The organism is Sphingomonas sp. Leaf20, from assembly GCF_001421535.1.
Classification (GTDB): domain Bacteria; phylum Pseudomonadota; class Alphaproteobacteria; order Sphingomonadales; family Sphingomonadaceae; genus Sphingomonas.
In genome coordinates this window covers 402,302-421,725 of sequence record NZ_LMKN01000009.1, presented here as the reverse complement: position 1 = coordinate 421,725, position 19,424 = coordinate 402,302, and the positions used below count along the sequence as shown (strand labels likewise).

Sequence of the window (19,424 nt, the reverse complement as noted above, 5' to 3'; positions counted from 1 at the left end):
CTGTCCGTTTATCCTTGTCAGACGCCGAACGTTCGTGCGAACGGCGCCTGATTCCCAACTATGCTGCGATGCACAATATGCCTGCTGACACCACCGGTACCGTTCCTTCGAACGCCAACGCGCTATTGCTGCAGGCGATCGCGCTGCGACGGTGTGTGACCGCCGTCTATAACCGCATGCACGTGAAGCTCGCGCCGCACATCCTGTTCACCAAGCACGATGACGTGTTCGTCGACGCGGTAACGTTGCTGCGCGATGGCCAGCCCCCGCGCGAGATCAAGCTGGGGACCTTCAAGCTTGCCGGCCTGAAGGATATCGCGGTCGACGAGGACGGGTTCAAGACCGATGCCATCTTCAACCCGCACGACATCAAATATGAAGGCGTGACGCTGTTCGTCGTCGAGCCGAACTAACCGGCGGCCCCCAACTTCAGGGGGCAGCGGGGAGCCACGCGGTTTCGATCTCGCCGTAGCGGTCGACGAACCCCGTCTGTCGCATGAGCGAGTCGGGGTCGATCAGACGAAGCCGGCGCCCGTTGCGCTCGATGACACCATCGCGTTCAAGCGCACGGATCGTCCGGTTGACGTGCACCTTCGTCAGCCCGAGTGCGTCGCCGATGTCGCTCTGTGTCAGCGGCAGATCATAGGAATCGATCACGCCGCCTGCCGTCACGCGCAGCCGGGCGAGGATATCGAGCAGCAGCGTCGTCAGTCGTTCCGTCGCACCCTTGCGGCCGATCGACGTCAGCCGGTCGCTCATCGCGACGTTTTCCGCGGCGGCGATGGCATAGAGCAGACCGGCAAGCCGGGGCTGTTGGCGGAATATCCGGCCGAGCTCGACCTTCGGAAGCTCCATCACCGTACTGTCCGATACCGCCGTCAACGTCGCGGAGGCTACCGACCATGCGATGCTCGACGTTCCGATCAGGTCGCCCGCATAATGGAACCGGAGGATTTGACGCCCGCCCGTCGAGAGCTTTGCGGACGAATGCAGCCAGCCATAATGCACCACGAACAGCGTGTCGCTGAGCCCGCCCTCCGCCATCAGGATCTCGCCGGGCTTCAGGCGAACTTCACGATGTTCCGCACTGGTGATCGCCTCGCGTTCGCCCGCGGTCAGCACGAGATGCCTCTCAAGCCGTGCAATCAACCCACTTCGATGCATCGTTCCGCCCCCGTAACACAGATTATTCGGCCAGTTGAGACTACGCCTCGCGATCGTCAACCGGTTAGGGCCGTATCAGCCTTTACCGAGCTGTCCCATAACGATCGGCGTAAGACGATCCGCGATATGATCGATCCCGCTGGCATTCGGGTGGACATAATCGCGCTGCATGAGCGCAGGCTGTCCGATCACCCCGTCGAGAATGAAGGGGTAGAGGCGCGCACCATAGGCTTTGGCAAGATCGGGCCATATCGTATCGAATGCGCGCTGATAATCGGCACCCAGATTGGGGGGCGCGCGCATACCGGTGAGGATGACGGGAATGTCGCGGCGCTTGGCCTCGTCCATCATCGCCGTCAGGTTCGCCCGCGTCTCTGTAGGCGAGATCTGCCGCAAGACGTCGTTGCCGCCCAGACCGAGCAGGATCAGGTCAGGCTTGCGGGCCATGCTGTCGAGCGCGAAAACGAAGCGTCGCCGTCCAGCCGCGCTGGTGTCCCCCGATACGCCCGCGTTGACGATCGTCGCATTGGTGCCCGCCCGACGCAGGTTCGCCTGCACGACGTCCGGCAGGCTCTGACCACGTGCCACGCCATAGCCTGCATAAAGGCTGTCACCGAAGGCGAGGATCAGCCGCTGAGCACCAGCCGGCGGCGCGGGCATCGCCACGAAATTGTCCGTCACGGCGGTCTGGCTCGTCGCGACGACGGCGGATGGTTCGCGATCGGACGACGGCGTCGTCGACTCGTCGGGCCGATTGCAGCCGGCGACGGCCAAGGCTTGGAGAAGGACGGCCGCGACCGCATATGAGGACCGATATCGCTCCAACGTAAAGATCTCCATGTCACAAGCAGCTTCCGACGATATGGTGATATCGGCCCGCGATGTCACGTTGACGCTGGGCACGTCGACCGCGGCCACGCCGATCCTCAATAACATCGATCTGGATATCGCGCGCGGATCGAGCGTCGCATTGCTGGGTCCGTCGGGATCGGGCAAGTCCTCTCTCATGGCGGTGCTGTCGGGGCTGGAGCAGGCAACGTCGGGCCGGGTGAGTGTCGCCGGGCTCGACTTCACCGCGCTGAGCGAAGACGATCTGGCGCGCGCGCGACGGGGGCGGATCGGGATTGTCCTGCAGGCATTCCATCTGCTGCCGACGATGACGGCGCTCGAGAACGTTGCCGTACCGATGGAGCTCGCGGGCATCGACGATGCGTTCGATCGTGCACGCGCCGAGCTCGAGGCGGTCGGCCTGGCTCACCGGCTCGGTCATTATCCGACGCAGCTGTCGGGTGGCGAGCAGCAGCGCACCGCGATTGCCAGGGCGCTGGGGCCGCGCCCCGACCTTGTCTTTGCGGATGAGCCGACCGGCAATCTCGACGCCGCGACGGGCGCTGCGGTGATGGATCTGCTGTTCGAACGTCGCGCCGCGACGCGCGCGACGTTGGTCATCATCACGCATGACCCGGTTCTTGCCGCGCGGTGCGACCGCACGGTGGAGCTCGGTGACGGCCGGATCGTCGGAGACCATCGCGCGTGAACGACTTTCGCGTGGCATGGCGCATCGCCCGGCGGGAGCTCAACCTCCAGTTCCGCGGGCTCCGCCTCCTGCTGGCCTGTCTTTTCCTCGGCGTGGGCGCGCTCGCCGCGATCGGCAGCCTCACCCAGGCTATCGACGACGAGCTTTCGGCTCGCGGCAGCACGATCCTCGGCGGCGACGTCGAATTTGCCGCCTCACAGCGTGCTGCCTCGACGGACGAACGTGCGGCAATGGGCCAGCTCGGCCGCGTCTCGCAGACCGTTCGGATGCAGGCGATGGCGGTACGCCGCGGCACGAGTGTCCCGATCGAGCTCAAAGGCGTCGACAGCGCCTATCCGCTGTACGGCGCGCTCGCATTCGCACCGCGCGTCGGCCGTGCAACGCTGCCGGCCGACGGGGTCTGGATCTCGTCGGCGCTGGCCGAGCGGATGGGGATCGGCACGGGCGCGGCGCTCAATCTGGGTCGTGCCGGTTTCGTCGTGGCGGGGGTGCTCACGGAAGAGCCCGACCGTCTCGGCGAGGGCTTCACCTTGGGGCCGGTCGCGATCGTGTCGCTGGACGGGATCGCGCGAACCGGACTGGTGCAGCCCGGTAGCCTGTACGAGAGCAAGTACCGCGTGAGGCTTCCCGATGGGGTTGCGCCGCAAGCCGCGATCGACCGGATCAAGACCCGGTTCCCGAACGCCGGGTGGGAAACCAAGACGCGCGACCGCGCAGCGCCCGGAGCGGCGCGATTCGTCGAGCGGATGGGGCAGTTTCTGCTTTTGGTGGGGCTGGCGGCGCTCGTCATCGCGGGGATCGGGGTGGGGAACGGCGTATCGTCCTACCTCATCGCGCGCCGTCGGAGCATCGCGGCGCTGAAGGTGCTCGGTGCCACGTCGGGTATGATCGCACGGATCTACAGCCTGCAGATGGGCGCGGTCGCGGCGGTCGGCATTTCTGCCGGCCTCCTCGCGGGGGTGGCAGCAATACCGTTGATCGTCGCGGTGGCGGGCGACGTCCTGCCGGTCGCCCCGCGATTTGCCGTGCATCCGGCACCGCTCGCATTGGCCGCGGCCTATGGGCTGTTGATCGCGCTGGCGTTCACGGCGCCGCCGCTGATCGCGGCGGGGAGGGTTCCGGCAGCAGGGTTGCTGAGGGGGAGCCTGAGCGGGGGGACGACGGGGGGTCGCGCAACGCTTCTATGGGTAGGGGGTGCGGTTGTGGCGATCGTCGGCCTCGCGCTGGCGACGGCCGAGCAGCCGCGGCTCAGCGCGGGGTTCCTCGCCGCGGTCGCGGGCGTGCTCGGGCTGCTCGCAGCATTCGGGTGGCTCGTGCAGCGCGGTGCGGCGATGATCCCGCGTCCGCGCCGGCCGCTGCTCCGGCTGGCGCTCGCGGCGCTGCACCGGCCGGGGGCACGCACCACGACGCTGGTCGTCGCGCTCGGGCTGGGCCTGACGCTGTTCGTGCTGCTCGCGGCGATCCGCACGAGCATCGATGCGAACATCCAGCGGACGATCCCGCAACGCGCGCCGGCGCTGTTCGCGCTCGACGTTCCGCCCGAGCAGGCCAAGGCCTTCGCACACATCGTCGCGGGGGTCGCACGGCATCCCGTGATCGAGACCGTCCCCGCGATGCGCGGCACGATCACCGGCTATGGCACGACCCGCGTGGCGGATCTCAAGACCTTGCCCGAAGGCGCCTGGGCGCTGCGCGGCGAGCGCGGGCTCACCTATTCGGAAGCCGTCCCGAGCGGCAGCACGATCGTCGCCGGGCGGTGGTGGCCGCGCGGCTATGCGGGGCCGCCGCTGGTCTCGATCGACGAGCGTCTCGGCAAGGCGCTGTCGCTCAGGATCGGCGACCCGATCAGCTATTCGCTGCTGGGCGTCGAGCGAGAGGCGCGGATCGCGTCGTTCCGGCGGATCAGCTGGGACACGCTGGGGTTCAATTTCGTGATGGTGTTCTCGCCCAACGCGATCGCGGATGCGCCGCACATGCTCGCCGCGACGATCGATCTCGACAAGGGCGAGGAGGGCAGGGTGATGCGCGCGCTCGCCACCGCGTTCCCGTCGATCTCGGTGATCGAGGTCCGCGAGGTCATCGGCCAGGTCCGCACGATCGTGTCGCAGATGGGCACCGCGATCACCGCAGCGGCGTCGGTGGCGATCCTCGCCGGGATCGCGGTACTGATCGGGGCGATCGCGGCCGCACGCGAGGCGCGAACCTATGACGGCGTGATCCTGCGCACGCTTGGCGCCACACGCTGGCAGGTGCTCGGCGTGCAGGCGCTCGAATATGCGGTCCTGACGCTGATCCTGGTCGGGTTCGCGCTGCTGCTCGGCCTTGGCGGCGCCTGGTATGTCGTGACGCAGGTCTTCACCTTCACTTGGCTGCCGAGCTATCCGGCGGTCCTGCTGACCGTAGTGGCGGGCGGCGGGATGACGATGGCGATCGGGCTGATCAGCAGCTGGCCGATCCTCGGTGCGCGACCCGCACGCGCGCTCCGCCAGCTGTGATCGCGCATCGTGGGTCCGGTGACAGGGGGCACCAATTGCGGGCCCCCGCGTTAGGTGGAGGAGAAATGGGCATTCGGCGCGTCGGATGATGCCCGAAAAAGGGGAAGCGAAGGTGACGAGGACATTGGCTGACGGTAGCGATGCCGTCGATGTTGCGAACCCGTGGTCGATGTCGGGCAGCGCGTGGTGGGCCGTCCTCAAGCGGAGCTGGGCCGAGGCCGGTCGCGACAATATCGGCCTGATCGCGGCAGGAACCGCGTTCTACGCGTTTGCCGCGATCGTTCCGCTGCTCGCATCCATCGTACTCATCTATGGGCTCGTCGCCGATACCGCGACCGTCGTCTCCAACATCCGGGGGCTGTTCAGGGTCCTGCCTGCCGATGCCGCGCGGGTAATCGGTGACCAGCTTGCGACCGTCGTCAGCACGTCCGAGGGCAAGAAGGGGTTCGGCCTCATCCTCGCGCTCGTCCTCGCGCTCTACGGCGCCTCGAAAGGCGCGTCGTCGATCGTGACGGCGCTCAACATCGCGTACGAGGAAAGCGAGACGCGCGGGTTCATCGCTTCCTATGCGCTGTCGTTCGCGATCACCTCGGGGGCGGTGATCCTAGCGCTGACGGCCGCGCTTTCGACCGCGGCATTCGCGCTGCTCGACAGCCTCATACCCGCAGCGCCGACGATCGTCCTCACGCTGCTGCGCATGGTCAGCTATGCCATGCTCGCGGCGTTGGCGGTGACGGCGGCGGCGTGCCTCTATCGATTTGGGCCCAACCGCAAGCATGCGAAATGGGTGTGGCTGACCCCCGGTTCGCTCGCCGCGACGCTGATCTGGCTCGCCGCGACGGTCGGCTTCGGGTTTTACGTCTCGAACTTCGGCAATTACGGCGCGACCTACGGATCGCTGAGCGCGGTGATCGTCCTGCTGACATGGCTCTGGCTGTCCGCCTATGTCTTCCTGCTGGGGGCCGAACTCAACGCCGAGCTCGAGCACCAGACCGTGGCGGACACGACGGTCGGACCCGACCGGCCGATCGGTCAGCGTGGGGCGGCCGTAGCGGACGGCGTGCGCCAGCCTGACGCCGTGCCGTCGGACGCGGGTCAGGACGTCGGGCACGACGCCCGGGCCGCGCCGGGTATCGGCGTGCGAACCGCACAAGCGGGCGTGGCATCGCAGGTCGCAGGCGCCGGGATGCCCGCGTTCCTGCTGACGGTCGGCGGGCTCGGGGCGCTGCGACGCGGGTCGGCGAAGGCAGGGATAGCGATGATGGTGATCGGTGCGGGGCTCGCCTGGACACGTCGGGATAGCGAACGCGATGCCGACACCGCGCGTGAGGCGTGAGGTGGCGATAAGCGCCTTGCGTCTCTATTTCGACGGAGGCTGCCGTCCCAATCCCGGTGTAATCGAAATCGCCGTGGTGGTGCGGGGCGTCGAGCATATCGTCACTGGCCTGGGTCCAGGCGACAACAGCGATGCAGAATGGATGGCTGCGATCCACGCGCTGCATGTCGCGCGGGACCTCGGGGCAGAGCGGGTCGACCTTCGCGGCGACTCGATGCTAGTCGTTGGTCAAGCGCGCGGAACAGCGCCGTGTCGTTCGGACAGCCTGCGTGCGCACCTGAAGCAATTCCTGACCGCGGCCGCCGGTTTCGAGTCGGTCAGGCTACGCCACATCGGCAGGGCGCAAAACCTTGCCGGGATCGCACTGGCGCGACGTCATCCGCGGTGAGGGACAGGACAGACGAAACATAGACCATGTGATCGATGTTGATCCATGATATAGTGCGTCATCGTCGCTTCTATGATGGCCGTCGACGACCGAGAGATGCGTGTGCTCCCGCCCAACCGCGGAAGCTATGCCATGACCACCGACCCACTGCTCACGCCAATGATCCGCAAGCTGGAAACGCATGCGCCGCTCGACGCCGAGGACCGGGCGGCGTTGCTTGCGTTGCCGCATACGGTGCGCACCTTCGATGCGTCGGCGTATCTCGTTCGCGAAGGCGACCGGCCGGACAAATACGCGGTCCTGCTCAGCGGCTATGCCTTCCGTCAGAAGCTGACCATCGACGGGCTACGTCAGATTATATCCCTGCACATTCCGGGCGACATGCTCGACCTGCAGCATCTCCACCTCGAGGTCGCCGATCATAATGTCCAGACGCTGACCTCCGCCGAGGTGGCGACGATCCCGCGCGCTGCGGTGCAGACGCTCGCCCGGACGCGCCCGGGGGTTGATCACGCGCTGTTCGTTGCCGCGTTGGTCGAGGCGTCGATCTTCCGCGAATGGGTACTCAACATCGGCCGGCGGGATGCGCGATCGCGGCTGGCACACCTACTCTGCGAATTTGCGGCGCGACTCGATGCGCAAGGGCTGACGCCCGGTCGGGATTACGATTTTCCGATGACGCAGGAGCAGATCGGCGATGCGCTGGGACTGACCGCGGTCCATATCAACCGGACGCTGCGCGCGCTCGAAGTCGAGGGACTGATCGTTCGCAACGGCCGGCAGGTCAGCTTCCCGAGCTGGACCGCGCTGCGCCAGGTCGCGGACTTCTCGGTTCGCTATCTCCACCTCGGTATGCAACCGGCCTAGCGGCGCGCGGCGGCGATGGCGGCCAGCACCGGCCCGGCGAGCTCGGGGCGGCAGATCAGCAAATCCGGGAGCAGCGGATCCGCGCAATTGTAGACGAGCGGGCTGCCGTCGATCCGCGATGCATGCAGCCCCGCCGCCATCGCGACCGCCGCGGGTGCGCAATTGTCCCATTCATACTGCCCCCCGTCATGGAGGTATATCTCGGCGCGGCCGTCGACGACCGCCATCGCCTTTGCCCCCGCCGAGCCCATCGGGATCATCGTCGCGTGCATGGTCTCGCCGACCAGCCGCGCGATGTCGGGTGCGCGCGACCGGCTGACCACGATACGCGGCGGCGATCGGCTCGCGCCGCGGACGTGGACGGGATCGTCCGTGGTGTGCACCGCATCGCGCGCGGGTACGGCGACGGACCCGACATGGGGCACGCCATCGACGGACAGGCCGATATGGACGGCCCAGTCGTCGAGGCCCGCGGCATATTCGCGCGTGCCGTCGAGCGGATCGATGATCCACACGCGTCGCGCCGCACATCGCCGCCCGTCGTCGAGCGACTCCTCCGACAGGATGAAGTCGTCGGGCCGTTCGGCGCGAAGCCGATCGATGATGAGCGTGTTCGCCTCACGGTCTCCCGCGTCACCCAGCGCCTTGCCCGACAGTGTCCCACGCGCGCGGATCTCGAGCAGCAGCGCGCCTGCGGCCAGTGCAAGCGACCGCGCGAGCTGCGCGTCGGCGCGCGCGCCATCGTCGTCACGCTCGGACATTGCCGTCAAAGCTCGTAGCTCCAGACGCCAAGGACATGCTCGACGATGCGTTCCGCCGCGGCTTCGGGGGTTTCGCGGGTCGTATCGATGCGGATGTCGGGACGCTGCGGTGCCTCATAGGGGCTCGATATGCCGGTGAAGTCGGCGATCTCGCCCGCCCGCGCCTTTGCGTAGAGGCCCTTGACGTCGCGCGCCTCCGCGGCCGCCAGCGGCGTGTCGACGAAGATTTCCACGAAAGCCCCCGGGTCCACCATGGCCCGCACCATGTCACGTTCGGCGCGGAAGGGCGAGATGAACGCGGTCAGGACGATCAGGCCCGCATCGGCCATCAGCCGCGCGACCTCGCCGACGCGCCGGATGTTCTCGATCCGTCCCGCCTCGGTGAAATCGAGATCGCGGTTCAACCCGTGACGGATATTGTCCCCGTCGAGCAGGAAGCTGTGCCGCCCGAGCGCGAACAGCCGCTTCTCGACGAGATTGGCGATCGTCGACTTGCCCGACCCCGAAAGACCCGTGAACCACAGGATCCGCGGCGTCTGGCCCTTTTGCGCGGCGTGCGCCTCGCGCGTCACGTCGATCGACTGCCAGTGCACGTTCTGCGCACGCCGCAGCGCCGACTGTATCATCCCCGCGGCGACGGTGGCATTGGTCGCGCGATCGATCAGGATGAAGCCGCCGAGCTCGGCACCCGCGTCATAGGGCTCGAACACGATCGCCCGGTCGGTATACACTTCCGCGACGCCGATATCGTTGAGCGAAAGCGTCGGCGCGGACAGTTCCGCCTGCGTGTTGACGTCGACGACGTGGCGGGGCGGCTGGACCGTCGCGCCGACGAGCTGCGTGCCGATCTTGAGTTGATAGCTGCGGCCCGGCACCAGCGGCGTGTCCGCCATCCAGACGAGCGTCGCGAGGAACTGATCCGCCGCCTCGGGCGGTGCATCGGCGGCCGCGATCACGTCGCCGCGCGAGCAGTCGACCTCGTCGGCCAGCACGAGCGTCACCGACTGGCCCGCGACCGCCTGCGCAAGGTCGCCGTCGAGCGTCGCGATACGCGCGATCGTCGTCGTCTTTCCCGAGGGCACGATACGGACACGGTCGCCGGGCGACACCACGCCGCTCGCGATCGTTCCCGCAAAGCCGCGGAAGTCGAGGTCGGGCCGGTTGACCCATTGGACCGGCAGGCGAAAGTCGAGAGCCTGGCGGGCATCGGCCTCGATCGCGACGGACTCGAGATGCGCGAGCAGCGGCTGGCCGGTATACCACGGCATTGCCGGCGCAGGCGTCGCGACGTTCTCGCCCGTCAGCCCGGACAACGGGATCGCGGTGAACCGGGTGATACCGATCGAGGCCGCGAAGATGCGATACTCCTCGACGATCGCGTCGAAGCGCGCTTCGTCATGCCCGACGAGATCCATCTTGTTCACCGCGAGGACGATCTCGCGGATGCCGACGAGATGCGCGAGATAGCTGTGGCGCCGCGTCTGGGTGAGCACGCCCTTGCGCGCATCGATCAGGATCACCGCGAGATCGGCGGTCGACGCACCGGTAACCATGTTGCGCGTATATTGTTCGTGGCCCGGCGTATCCGCGACGATGAACTTGCGCTTCTCGGTCGAGAAGAAGCGATAGGCGACGTCGATCGTGATACCCTGTTCGCGTTCGGCGGCCAGACCGTCGACGAGCAGCGCGAAGTCGATATTCTGTCCCTGGGTCCCGACCCGACGGCTGTCCGCCTCGAGCGTCGCGAGCTGATCGGCGAAGATCGTCTTCGAATCGTAGAGCAGCCGGCCGATCAGCGTCGACTTGCCGTCGTCGACCGAACCGCAGGTGATGAACCGCAGCATCGACTTGTTGGCATGCGTATCGAGATAGGCATCGATGTCGGACGCGATCAGCGCTTCGGGCGTATAGGCGGTCATCAGAAATACCCCTCGCGCTTCTTCTTCTCCATGCTGGCCGCCTGATCGTGATCGATCGCACGGCCCTGGCGCTCGCTGGTCGTCGTCAGCAGCATCTCCTGGATCACGGCGGGCAGCGTCGCCGCCTCGCTCTCCACCGCGCCGGTCAGCGGGTAGCAGCCGAGCGTGCGGAAACGGATCGATCGCTCGACCGGAACCTCGCCGTCGCGAAGCCGGAAGCGCTCGTCGTCGACCATCAACACCATGCCGTCGCGTTCGACGGTGGGGCGGGGGGCCGCGAAATAGAGCGGGACGATCTCGATCCCCTCGGCGAGGATATATTGCCAGATGTCGAGCTCTGTCCAGTTCGACAGCGGAAACACGCGGATGCTCTCGCCCCGCGCGATGCGCGTGTTGTAGAGCCGCCAGAGTTCGGGACGCTGCGCCTTGGGATCCCAGCCATGGCTCGCGGAGCGGAAGCTGAAGATGCGCTCCTTCGCGCGGCTCTTCTCCTCGTCGCGCCGCGCGCCGCCGAACGCCGCATCATAGCCGCCCGCGGTCAGCGCCTGTTTCAGCCCCTCGGTCTTCCACATGTCCGTGTGGCGACTGCCGTGGTCGAACGGATTGATCCCCTGCGCCTGCGCGTCGGGGTTGGTATGGACGATCAGTTCCATCCCGGCATCCGCGGCGGCGCGATCGCGAAGCTCGTACATCGCGCGGAACTTCCACGTCGTGTCGACATGAAGCAGCGGGAAGGGGGGGCGCGCTGGGAAAAACGCCTTCTTCGCGAGATGCAGCATCACGGCCGAGTCCTTGCCGACCGAATACAGCATCACCGGCCGCTCCGCCTCGGCGACGACTTCGCGCAGGATGTGGATGCTTTCGGCCTCGAGCCGCTGCAGGTGAGTAAGCGCTGTCATGCCGTTGCAGATAAGCATGTCCGCGGGGCGTGCGACCAACTTAAAGTGTTGACCGGCAAAGCGCGACGGCGGCGACGCGCTGCGCGATCAGTCGGGCGGGCTGTTTGCGACCGAATCGATCAATCGCCCGCCGGCCATGAACACGGCAGTCGAGCAGGCCGCAAACAGCAGCCACCCGCCATAGCCGGGATATTGCTCCATATAATGCCGACCGCGCTCGACGGCGCCGAGCCCGAGGCCATAGATGACGAGAAACGCCTCGAACTTGGTCTTGATGATGAACAGGCGGGCAAAGCGGTTCCACATGCCGCTATCGATGCAAGGGTCGCGCCACCGGTGGATTTCTGCGGTTTTTTACTTGAGAAACATGCTTAAATGTAAATTAACCCGACATGGCGGCATTCGTCTGGAAGCCCGACCCGCACGGGGGAACAATCCGAGCCGACGCCGCGATGACGAACGCCCTGCTACCAGCGGCCCGGGGTTGCCTCTGCACCCGCAAACGCCCAGCGTCAGGTTGATGCGGCTCATGGCCAAGGGTGACTGCTATTCCGAGGAACGAACATGTCTGCAGACGATGACCGCCTGGACGGGTTTCTTTCGGCATCGCCGCTTGATGACGCGCGCACCTTGCCGGGGCGGGCGAGGAGCAATCGCATGCTGCTCGCCGTCGCGGGCGTCGGCGTGGTCATGTTCGGGATCGTGGTCGGCATCGCAATGCTGATCGCCTCGCGACCTTCCGACGTCGATATCCGGCCGTCACCACGTGGTGCGATGCCCCGCCAGGGCCCGGTCGTTGCGGCGAGAACTATGCCTCGCGACCCGCCCGCAAGATCCGCGCCCGAGCTTGCCGTGCCCGAACCGGCTGACAATCCGACCGCCATCGCCCAGGTGGCAGAAAACCCGGTCGCCCCCCCCAGCGACCCGCGTGTGATCGCTCCGAAACGCCCCGCCCGTTCCAGCGAGCTCGCAGTTGGGTATCAACGGCGGCACGCCGACCCGCACCGTCAACAGGCTGCCATCGAACCCTATCGAAACGGGATGCCTGCGGTCCATCTGGAAGGCGAGGCGCTGCGACTTGCGCTGATCGAAGATGCCAAGATCACGCAGCGCGCGAATGCGGCGGCGCTGTCATCCACGCTCGACCCGCCCGCGCAGTAGTCGCCGGGCACGTCAACGATCACGCCAAAGCGTCGACACGCACTAACTGGAATTAGTATCGGTTCGACGCTTCGCGCTTCAGGTGGCGCTGCGAAACGTACAATGTTGCGCCGCAACATGTGGTGGTCGAGTATGCTGGAAACGATACTGCTGATAGTCGAACTGATCTGGGGCATCTCCGCGCTCGCGGCCGTGATCGTCGCGCTGGCGGGCACCTGTGTCCCGCAGATGCAGGTGTTCCTGTTCGGCGAAACCGACCGGCGCAAACATCCGCGTCACGTCGCAAACGACTGGTAGCGGCCGCCGCCGCGTGGCGATCCCGCGACCCGCGGGTTCCGCCGCCTCTGCTCAGCCGTCGATCAACGCGACGAGATCGAGCGACTCCAGCAGCGCGGCGCGCGCGGTCTCGATTCGTCGGACGAATGCCGGATCGCCGATGTCGGATGGCGCGATATGGTCCGGCCAGTGCTGCGTGACGATGGCCGCAATGCGGTCAAGCGATGCGTGATCCACGAGGAAGCGGGGGTCGATCGTCGCGGGGTCGGCGACGACGCGAAGGCGCAGACAGGCCGGGCCGCCGCCATTGGCCATCGATTCGCGCACATCGACAACCTCGAGACGGCGGATTGGGCCGTTGCCGGCGACATGCTCCTGAAGCCACCCCCAGACCGCGGCATTGGCGCGCGCCTCCTCGGGCAGGATCAGCGCCATCCCGGTGTCGAGCGAGACAAGCTGCGCGTTGAAGAGATAGGATGACACCGCATCGGCAAGGCTGACGCTCGCCGCCGGAACCTCGACGATCTCGACGCCCGGCATCAGCCGGCGGAGATCGGCATAGAACCGATCGCTGTCGGCAAAAGCGTGTTCGTGCGTGAACAGCACGGTGCCATTGGCGACGGCGACGACGTCATTGTGGAACGCGCCGGCGGCGATCGCGGCATCGGACTGGCGGACGAACAGCGTGCGGGCAGGATCGAGCTGGTGCGCGCGCTCAACCGCTTCGCTCGCCTCGCGGTGCTGGCGTGCGGGGAAGGGCCCGCCCGCCTCGCCATAGACGAAGATCTCAACCCCCGCCGCGTCATGCGTCGTGCAGAGCCGCATATGGTTCGCCGCGCCCTCGTCGCCGAACGGCAGCGGGATCGGCGGATGAACGGCGAATGCGTCGTCCGCGAACGCGAGCCGAAGCTGCGCGAGCGTCGCGGGCCATTCGTGGCTGCGATGCGGCATCGTCCCGAGGTTGGCGACGGTCAGATGGCAGCGCCCGTCGCGCGTATCGGGCGCAGGGGACACCGTCGCGGCATTCGCTGCCCACATCGCCGATGCGGACACCGCCTGCGCCTGCAGATGTCCCGGCGCGTCTGCATAGCTGGTCGCCAGTTGTGCCAGCCAGCCATGGTCGGGGCGGGGATGCGGGAGCAGGATGCCCTGAGCGAGGCCGAGATCGAGATTGGCGCGCATCTTCGCGATCCCCTGCAACGCGGCGGCTTGAGGGTGGGCGATGCCCCCCGCGTTGCGCGTCGCAGCGAGATTGCCCGGGCTCAGCCCCGCGTAATTATGGCTCGGCCCGATCAGCCCGTCGAAATTGATCTCGATCATCGTCCCGAACGCCATCAGAGCCTCGCCACGTGCGTCACGCGGTCACCCGCCGCGATCCCAAGCGTCTCCGCGCACTCGGCCGAGACGATCACGGTATCCGCCCCGGCGCCGGGATCGCCGACGGAGACAACGCCAAAGCCGCAGCGAAACGCGGCAAGGCTGCCCGTCGCGACGAGAGACTGCGTGCCACCATCGATCGATCCACGCTGGCCGATCGCGGCGACGGTCGCGTCACGCGCTTCGGCGATCGACCGGACGCGATCGGTGCGCGCGGTCATCGTCGGACCACCGTCGAAGATATCGACATAGTTCTCGAACGCGAACCCCTCATTCTCGAGCATCCGCATCGCGGCGCGGCCCGACGGGTGGGGCAGGCCGATCGCCGCACGCGCGCTTTCGGACAGCATTGCGGTGTAGATCGGATGCTTGGGCATCAGGTCGGCGATGAACTGGTGCCCGTTGATCGCGTTGAACTGGTCCGCATCCTGGAAATTCATCCCGAAGAACCGGCCGGCAAGCCCGTCCCAGAAGGGCGACCCGCCGGCTTCGTCGATGATTCCGCGCAGCTCCGCGAGAATCCGGTCGGCGAAACGCGCACGGTGTGCCTTGATGAACAGATAGCGGCTGCGCGCCAGCAACAGCCCCAGGCCGCCCGCACGCTCGCCGGGATGGAGAAAGAGCCCGCCGACCTCGCTCGATCCCTCGAGATCGGTCGCAAGGCTGAGCATGTCGGCGCGGAACGTCCGCGACAATTCCTTGCTGTGCTGCGTCAGCTGGCCGATCCGGTAGCTGTAGAACGGCCAGCTCTGCCCGACATGCGTGAACAGCTGGCAAGTGCCGCGGACGTCGCCGGTCACGGTGTTTTCGAGAACGAGCACGAACAGCTCGTCGCGAACGCTCCCATCGGAACTGGCATCGGCATCGGAACGTGCGAACGCGGCATGGCTGCGATCGAGTTTCGCCCGCAACGCGCGGCGGTCGGGCGGGAGGTTGGTGAACCCGCCCCCGGTCAGCTTTGCCATTTCGTAGAGCGGCTGCAGATCGTCGTCGACCGCAGGGCGGATCCGGAAGGTCATAGGCCGTTCTCGCAGAGACGCAGGATGGTGAGTGCCGACAGCGCGGCACGTTCGCCGAGGCTGTCGGGGAACATATATTCGTCGGTCGAGTGGATCGCGCCGCCACGCACGCCCATCGTATCGACGACGGGCACGCCCGCCGCGGCGATGTTGTTGCCGTCGCAGACACCGCCCGTGGCCTTCCATGCGATGTCGAGCCCCAGGTCCGCGCCGCTGGCCTTGACCAGCGCAAACAGGCGTGCCGCGCCGTCGTCGATCGGCTTTGGTGGGCGGTTGAAACTGCCATGGACCGTGATGACGACATCGTGTTCGGCCGCGGCCATCGCGACGACCGAGTCGATATGCGACTGCGCGCGGGTGATGTCGTCGAGCGTCGCGGGGCGGAAATTGATGCGCAGGATCGCGAGATCGGGGACGACGTTGTTGGGGCCGCCGCCTTCGATCCGGGCCGGATTGACCGCCAGCCGGGGGCCGGCGATCCGCGCGAGGCGCACCGCGATATCCGCCGCCGCGACGATCGCGTTGCGGCCCTCCTCCGGGTTGCGGCCGGCATGCGCGCTGCGTCCGCGGACGATGATCGAGAAGTTGCCCGTCCCGCCGCGCGCGCCGGCAAGAGTACCGTCGGCGAGCGCGGGTTCGTAGGTGAGCGCGGCGACCTTGCCCCGGGCGGCTTGCGCGAGCAGCCCGGCCGACGAGAAGGAGCCGGTCTCCTCGTCGGAATTGATCACGACCTCATAGCCCAGGCGACCCGATTCCGCGTTCGTCTCGATCGCACGAAGCGCGGCCAGCATCACCGCGAGCCCGCCCTTCATGTCCGCGACGCCGGGCCCGTTGATCGTGCCGTCGCTCACCGTGCGGAGCGACTGGAACGGGTGATCGACCGGATAGACCGTGTCCATATGGCCTGTGAACAGCATCTGGACCGGCGCGTCGGGCCGGACGCGCAGATGAATGTGCCGGCCATGCTCGATCGCGGAGACGTGGCCGTCGGGCGCCACGGTCTCGGCGGCGTCGGGCTCCACCAGCATCATTTCGCCGGGAAGCGCCGCGAACGCGTCGCCCAGCAACCCCGCCATGGCGGCGAGGCCGGGCAGGTTCCGCGTGCCGCTATTGACCGCAGACCAAGTCTGTACCTGCTGCAGCATGGGGGCAGGATCGATGCCCCCGATGATCCGTGCCTCGTTGGGCGAAAGTCCTCTCATGCGCGAACCCTAGCGAGGACGCGCGCGCGGGGGAACCGTCAGAAACTGTAAACCAGCGACGCGCGGCTCGTCGTGTCCGTGGTCATCGACCCGACCGGCGGTTCGCTTTCATATTGGACCGTATAGGACAGCGACGCCGACAATGGGCCGATGAGCTTGGCGTTGAGCGCAGTCGTGCCGCCGAGCGTGCTGTTGTATCGCTGGACATAGGCGGACGCGATCTGGCTGACCGACAGACCGTTGGTGATCCGCCAACTGAAGTTCATCGTCCCGCGTGCGGCGATCGCGCTCTGGACCGTATCGTCGGTGAAGTCGGTATTCCGATAGGCCGGGCCGAGTTCGAGATCGAGCCTAGTCCGCGCCGTCTTCAGCACGCTGTAGCCCGCACCGACCGATGCCGAGTAGCGGTTGTTGTAGCCGAGAAACCGGTCGCCTTCATACTGAAGCGCGCCATAGAGATAGGCGCGATCGTCGAACTTGTAGTTGGGCTCGTACGACGCGAGATAATGCTCGCGCGTCGTGATGTTGAGGTTCGACTGATAGTCCGCCTGACCGTGAAACTTGTGACGCCAGCGAAGGCCTTCGCGGTTGAGATCGAGGACGGCGCTCCCACCGGCGGTATCCGAATTGCCCGTCGTGAGGTAGCCGCCGACCTCCGCCTTGCCGCTCCAGAGATCGAGGAAGCTCGCCTGGCGGATGACCTGCGTGCGCTGCGCCGCGCGGTCGGCCTTCCATTTCTCGGCGATCGCGAGCACCGCATCGCCGCTCAACGGGTCCGCTGCGCGCGCGTATTTGACGATCGTCGAGACATCGTTCTCGTTGCCCGCCTCGAGCGCGGCGTCGAGCATCGCGCGGATCGTTTCCGGAATCATCACCATCTGCGCTGCCGCAGGCGTAGCGACCGAGCACATGGCCGCAGCCGACGCCGATATGGCAAGAAAGGAGAAACGGGTCACGCGCACAGCGTTCCGTAACGTCGATCTCGCAAAATGGGAACGGTATAGCGCTACCTCGGTGCGCCAAGATGTGGCGCGAGAGCGGCCAGCACCTTTTCATAAAGCAATTTCTTGAATGGTATGATCACGGCCGGCAGCTCGCTGGGTTCGATCCAGCGCCACGCGCCGAATTCGGGGTGCGGGGTATTGATCGCGATGTCGGCGTCGACACCGAGAAACCGGTACAGGAACCAGCGCTGACGCTGCCCGCGCCACTTGCCTTTCCACGCCTTGCCGATGAGGTCGGCGGGGAGATCATAGGTGAACTCGCCGGGCGCCTCGGCGATCAGTTCGACCTTGTCGGGCGTCACCCCGGTTTCCTCGCACAATTCGCGCAGCGCCGCGGCCTGCGCATCCTCGCCGGGGTCGATCCCGCCCTGCGGCATCTGCCATGCCTCGATCGCGGTATCGAGGCGCTGGCCGACAAAGACCATCCCCCGCCGGTCGATCATCATGATACCCGCGCAAGGGCGGTAGGGGAGCGTGGTGGTGTCGGTCATGCGCAGGTAAAACGCTCGATCCGCCCCTTCGAATCGACATAGACGTTCAGACGATCCTGTCGGAAGTCCATCGTCACCGCCGTATCGGGCGCGATCCAGCGGAGCGTCCGGGCGCCCGAGCGCGCCTGCATCACGTCGGCGCGGGCGTCGCTTGCCCGCTTGCCGACGAGATCGCCGAGCGCGTCGGGCTTGCAGCTTGCGGCCGGGGCCGGTGACGGGGCGGGGGCCGGGTCGCGGAGCTGAACCGGGGTGCAGGCGGATGCGGCCAGCGCGGCGGCGGCAAGCGCGTACTTCATGCGGCATCCTCGGTACGGGTCATCTTGAGCTTCCCGTTGATGACCGCGAACGCCAGCCGTCCCTCGACAAGGTCAAGCGCATCGCGACCGAACTGGTCGAAGCGCCATCCTTCGAGCATCGGCAATCCATGCCGGACGCCCGCGGCGAGCGCTTCGAGTTCGTCCGTGCGGGCCAGCAGCTTCGATGCGACGTCGATGTCGCGCGAGCGGATCTTGAGCAGCAGCTTGAGCAGATCCGCGACCAGCGAGCCTTCCTTGCCGAGCCCCGGCTTGCGATCGTCGCGCGGCGGCAACTCGTCATCGCCGAGCGGCATCGCGCCTTCGATCGCGGCCATCAGGCGGCTGCCGATGTCGTTCCCCGCCCAGGTCGCCGACAGGCCGCGCACGCGCGCGAGATCGGACTGTTTCTTGGGCGGATGCCCCGCCATGTCGCCGAGCGTCTCGTCCTTGACGATTCGGCCGCGCGGCAGGTCCTTCGCCTGCGCCTCGAGCTCGCGCCAGCGGGCGAGCGCCTTGAGCCGGCCGAGCACGTCCGGCTTGCGGCCCGAAATGCGAACGCGCTTCCAGGCGAGGTCGGGATCGTTGGCATAATTGGCGATATCGCCGAGCCGCTCCATCTCCTGATCGAGCCACTGGCCGCGCCCCGTCTTGCGCAGGCGCTCGAGCATCTTGGGGAAGATCTTCGACAGATGCGTCACGTCGCCGATCGCATACTCGATCTGCCGCGCGTCGAGCGGGCGACGCGCCCAGTCGGTGAAGCGCGCGCCCTTGTCGACTGCGATTCCGAGCCAGCTGTCGACGAGGTTCGAATAGCCGATCTGCTCGCCCTGGCCGAGCGCCATCGCCGCGACCTGCGTGTCGAACAGCGGGAAGGGCGTCTTGCCCGTGAGGTTGTAGACGATCTCGATATCCTGCCCGCCCGCATGGACGACCTTCAGCACGTCGTGATTCTCGACGAGCAGGTCGAGCAGCGGCTTCAGGTCGATCCCCGGCGCCATCGGGTCGATCGCCGCGGCCTCCTTGTCGTCGGCGATCTGGATCAGGCACAGCTCCGGGTAATAGGTGCTCTCGCGCATGAATTCGGTGTCGACGCACACATAGTCGGCGTCGGCCATGCGCGCGCACAGATTGGCGAGCGTGGCACTGTCGGAGATAAGCGGGTGGATATGCATGACGTTTCCATAGCGAGGGTAGTCCGGGTTGACAAAGGCGGGTGAGGAAGGGAAGCGCGA

The 19,424-nt window shown here is 66.8% G+C and carries 21 protein-coding genes; 8 read left to right on the top strand and 13 right to left on the bottom strand.

Annotation, left to right across the window (positions count from 1 at the left end):
• Positions 1 to 77 precede the first annotated feature (77 nt).
• A complete protein-coding gene (locus tag ASE72_RS15370) occupies positions 78 to 413 on the top strand; it encodes a hypothetical protein (RefSeq protein ID WP_056024276.1) in 336 nt (111 codons plus the stop codon).
• A gap of 16 nt (positions 414 to 429) precedes the next feature.
• On the opposite strand, the gene ASE72_RS15365 is transcribed toward ASE72_RS15370, so the two are convergent.
• Both ASE72_RS15365 and ASE72_RS15360 read right to left on the bottom strand, forming a co-directional pair.
• Complete coding sequence (locus ASE72_RS15365) at positions 430 to 1,164, bottom strand: Crp/Fnr family transcriptional regulator (protein WP_082446148.1); 735 nt, start codon at positions 1,162 to 1,164, stop codon at positions 430 to 432.
• Between the two features lie 75 nt (positions 1,165 to 1,239).
• Positions 1,240 to 1,845 (bottom strand): arylesterase, encoded by a 606-nt coding sequence (locus tag ASE72_RS15360; RefSeq protein ID WP_235532386.1) that lies wholly within the window; start codon positions 1,843 to 1,845, stop codon positions 1,240 to 1,242.
• A gap of 181 nt (positions 1,846 to 2,026) precedes the next feature.
• Here ASE72_RS15360 and ASE72_RS15355 point away from each other — a divergent pair, with 181 nt between their 5' ends.
• From ASE72_RS15355 to ASE72_RS15335, 5 genes are all read left to right on the top strand, one after another.
• A complete protein-coding gene (locus ASE72_RS15355; protein ID WP_082446144.1) occupies positions 2,027 to 2,701 on the top strand; it encodes an ABC transporter ATP-binding protein in 675 nt (224 codons plus the stop codon).
• A complete protein-coding gene (locus ASE72_RS15350; protein ID WP_056023250.1) occupies positions 2,698 to 5,196 on the top strand; it encodes an ABC transporter permease in 2,499 nt (832 codons plus the stop codon). Before ASE72_RS15355 ends, ASE72_RS15350 begins: the two co-directional genes overlap by 4 nt.
• A 112-nt stretch (positions 5,197 to 5,308) precedes the next feature.
• A complete protein-coding gene (locus ASE72_RS15345; protein ID WP_235532385.1) occupies positions 5,309 to 6,532 on the top strand; it encodes a YihY/virulence factor BrkB family protein in 1,224 nt (407 codons plus the stop codon).
• Between the two features lie 16 nt (positions 6,533 to 6,548).
• A complete protein-coding gene (locus ASE72_RS15340; RefSeq protein ID WP_327196487.1) occupies positions 6,549 to 6,920 on the top strand; it encodes a ribonuclease HI family protein in 372 nt (123 codons plus the stop codon).
• Between the two features lie 132 nt (positions 6,921 to 7,052).
• Positions 7,053 to 7,787: a Crp/Fnr family transcriptional regulator gene (locus tag ASE72_RS15335; protein WP_056024270.1), complete on the top strand. Its 735-nt coding sequence runs from the start codon at positions 7,053 to 7,055 to the stop codon at positions 7,785 to 7,787.
• Here ASE72_RS15335 and ASE72_RS15330 read toward each other — a convergent pair.
• The 4 genes from ASE72_RS15330 to ASE72_RS15315 form a co-directional block, all read right to left on the bottom strand.
• A complete protein-coding gene (locus ASE72_RS15330) occupies positions 7,784 to 8,548 on the bottom strand; it encodes a 3'(2'),5'-bisphosphate nucleotidase CysQ (protein WP_056023244.1) in 765 nt (254 codons plus the stop codon). The genes ASE72_RS15335 and ASE72_RS15330 overlap by 4 nt on opposite strands.
• Positions 8,549 to 8,553: 5 nt before the next feature.
• On the bottom strand, positions 8,554 to 10,467 hold the full coding sequence (cysN, locus tag ASE72_RS15325; RefSeq protein ID WP_056023241.1) for a sulfate adenylyltransferase subunit CysN: 1,914 nt from the start codon (positions 10,465 to 10,467) through the stop codon (positions 8,554 to 8,556).
• Positions 10,467 to 11,366 carry a sulfate adenylyltransferase subunit CysD gene (gene cysD, locus ASE72_RS15320; RefSeq protein WP_056024266.1) on the bottom strand — a complete coding sequence of 300 codons (900 nt, stop codon included), beginning with the start codon at positions 11,364 to 11,366 and terminating at the stop codon, positions 10,467 to 10,469. Before cysD ends, cysN begins: the two co-directional genes overlap by 1 nt.
• A gap of 87 nt (positions 11,367 to 11,453) precedes the next feature.
• Positions 11,454 to 11,672, bottom strand: a complete 219-nt coding sequence (locus ASE72_RS15315) for a hypothetical protein (protein ID WP_056023238.1) — start codon at positions 11,670 to 11,672, stop codon at positions 11,454 to 11,456.
• A gap of 258 nt (positions 11,673 to 11,930) precedes the next feature.
• Between ASE72_RS15315 and ASE72_RS15310 the strand changes: the two genes are divergently transcribed.
• Complete coding sequence (locus ASE72_RS15310; protein ID WP_056023235.1) at positions 11,931 to 12,527, top strand: hypothetical protein; 597 nt, start codon at positions 11,931 to 11,933, stop codon at positions 12,525 to 12,527.
• Between the two features lie 102 nt (positions 12,528 to 12,629).
• On the top strand, positions 12,630 to 12,824 hold the full coding sequence (locus ASE72_RS15305) for a hypothetical protein (RefSeq protein WP_056023232.1): 195 nt from the start codon (positions 12,630 to 12,632) through the stop codon (positions 12,822 to 12,824).
• A gap of 51 nt (positions 12,825 to 12,875) precedes the next feature.
• Here the strand turns inward: ASE72_RS15305 and ASE72_RS15300 are convergent, their stop codons facing one another.
• From ASE72_RS15300 to rnd, 7 genes are all read right to left on the bottom strand, one after another.
• Positions 12,876 to 14,138, bottom strand: a complete 1,263-nt coding sequence (locus ASE72_RS15300) for an N-succinylarginine dihydrolase (protein ID WP_056023229.1) — start codon at positions 14,136 to 14,138, stop codon at positions 12,876 to 12,878.
• Positions 14,138 to 15,199 carry an arginine N-succinyltransferase gene (locus ASE72_RS15295; protein WP_056023226.1) on the bottom strand — a complete coding sequence of 354 codons (1,062 nt, stop codon included), beginning with the start codon at positions 15,197 to 15,199 and terminating at the stop codon, positions 14,138 to 14,140. Before ASE72_RS15295 ends, ASE72_RS15300 begins: the two co-directional genes overlap by 1 nt.
• A complete protein-coding gene (locus tag ASE72_RS15290) occupies positions 15,196 to 16,401 on the bottom strand; it encodes a hydrolase (RefSeq protein ID WP_056023223.1) in 1,206 nt (401 codons plus the stop codon). Before ASE72_RS15290 ends, ASE72_RS15295 begins: the two co-directional genes overlap by 4 nt.
• Positions 16,402 to 16,439: 38 nt before the next feature.
• A complete protein-coding gene (locus tag ASE72_RS15285; protein ID WP_235532384.1) occupies positions 16,440 to 17,279 on the bottom strand; it encodes a DUF481 domain-containing protein in 840 nt (279 codons plus the stop codon).
• A gap of 128 nt (positions 17,280 to 17,407) precedes the next feature.
• On the bottom strand, positions 17,408 to 17,896 hold the full coding sequence (locus tag ASE72_RS15280; protein WP_056023215.1) for an RNA pyrophosphohydrolase: 489 nt from the start codon (positions 17,894 to 17,896) through the stop codon (positions 17,408 to 17,410).
• A complete protein-coding gene (locus tag ASE72_RS15275) occupies positions 17,893 to 18,192 on the bottom strand; it encodes an I78 family peptidase inhibitor (protein WP_056023212.1) in 300 nt (99 codons plus the stop codon). The genes ASE72_RS15280 and ASE72_RS15275 overlap by 4 nt, the downstream gene beginning before the upstream one ends.
• On the bottom strand, positions 18,189 to 19,364 hold the full coding sequence (gene rnd / locus ASE72_RS15270) for a ribonuclease D (RefSeq protein WP_056023209.1): 1,176 nt from the start codon (positions 19,362 to 19,364) through the stop codon (positions 18,189 to 18,191). Before rnd ends, ASE72_RS15275 begins: the two co-directional genes overlap by 4 nt.
• Positions 19,365 to 19,424 lie beyond the last annotated feature (60 nt).

Excerpts from the sequence above, each read along its gene's own strand:
- ASE72_RS15280 (WP_056023215.1), bottom strand. The coding sequence starts at position 17,896 with ATGACCGACACCACCACGCTCCCCTACCGCCCTTGCGCGGGTATCATG.
- ASE72_RS15310 (WP_056023235.1), top strand. The coding sequence starts at position 11,931 with ATGTCTGCAGACGATGACCGCCTGGACGGGTTTCTTTCGGCATCGCCG.
- cysN (WP_056023241.1), bottom strand. The coding sequence starts at position 10,467 with ATGACCGCCTATACGCCCGAAGCGCTGATCGCGTCCGACATCGATGCC.
- ASE72_RS15300 (WP_056023229.1), bottom strand. The coding sequence starts at position 14,138 with ATGGCGTTCGGGACGATGATCGAGATCAATTTCGACGGGCTGATCGGG.
- ASE72_RS15365 (WP_082446148.1), bottom strand. The coding sequence starts at position 1,164 with ATGCATCGAAGTGGGTTGATTGCACGGCTTGAGAGGCATCTCGTGCTG.
- ASE72_RS15275 (WP_056023212.1), bottom strand. The coding sequence starts at position 18,192 with ATGAAGTACGCGCTTGCCGCCGCCGCGCTGGCCGCATCCGCCTGCACC.
- ASE72_RS15295 (WP_056023226.1), bottom strand. The coding sequence starts at position 15,199 with ATGACCTTCCGGATCCGCCCTGCGGTCGACGACGATCTGCAGCCGCTC.
- ASE72_RS15285 (WP_235532384.1), bottom strand. The coding sequence starts at position 17,279 with ATGGTGATGATTCCGGAAACGATCCGCGCGATGCTCGACGCCGCGCTC.
- ASE72_RS15290 (WP_056023223.1), bottom strand. The coding sequence starts at position 16,401 with ATGAGAGGACTTTCGCCCAACGAGGCACGGATCATCGGGGGCATCGAT.
- ASE72_RS15305 (WP_056023232.1), top strand. The coding sequence starts at position 12,630 with ATGTTGCGCCGCAACATGTGGTGGTCGAGTATGCTGGAAACGATACTG.
- ASE72_RS15370 (WP_056024276.1), top strand. The coding sequence starts at position 78 with ATGCCTGCTGACACCACCGGTACCGTTCCTTCGAACGCCAACGCGCTA.
- cysD (WP_056024266.1), bottom strand. The coding sequence starts at position 11,366 with ATGACAGCGCTTACTCACCTGCAGCGGCTCGAGGCCGAAAGCATCCAC.
- ASE72_RS15315 (WP_056023238.1), bottom strand. The coding sequence starts at position 11,672 with ATGTGGAACCGCTTTGCCCGCCTGTTCATCATCAAGACCAAGTTCGAG.
- ASE72_RS15335 (WP_056024270.1), top strand. The coding sequence starts at position 7,053 with ATGACCACCGACCCACTGCTCACGCCAATGATCCGCAAGCTGGAAACG.
- ASE72_RS15330 (WP_056023244.1), bottom strand. The coding sequence starts at position 8,548 with ATGTCCGAGCGTGACGACGATGGCGCGCGCGCCGACGCGCAGCTCGCG.
- rnd (WP_056023209.1), bottom strand. The coding sequence starts at position 19,364 with ATGCATATCCACCCGCTTATCTCCGACAGTGCCACGCTCGCCAATCTG.
- ASE72_RS15355 (WP_082446144.1), top strand. The coding sequence starts at position 2,027 with ATGGTGATATCGGCCCGCGATGTCACGTTGACGCTGGGCACGTCGACC.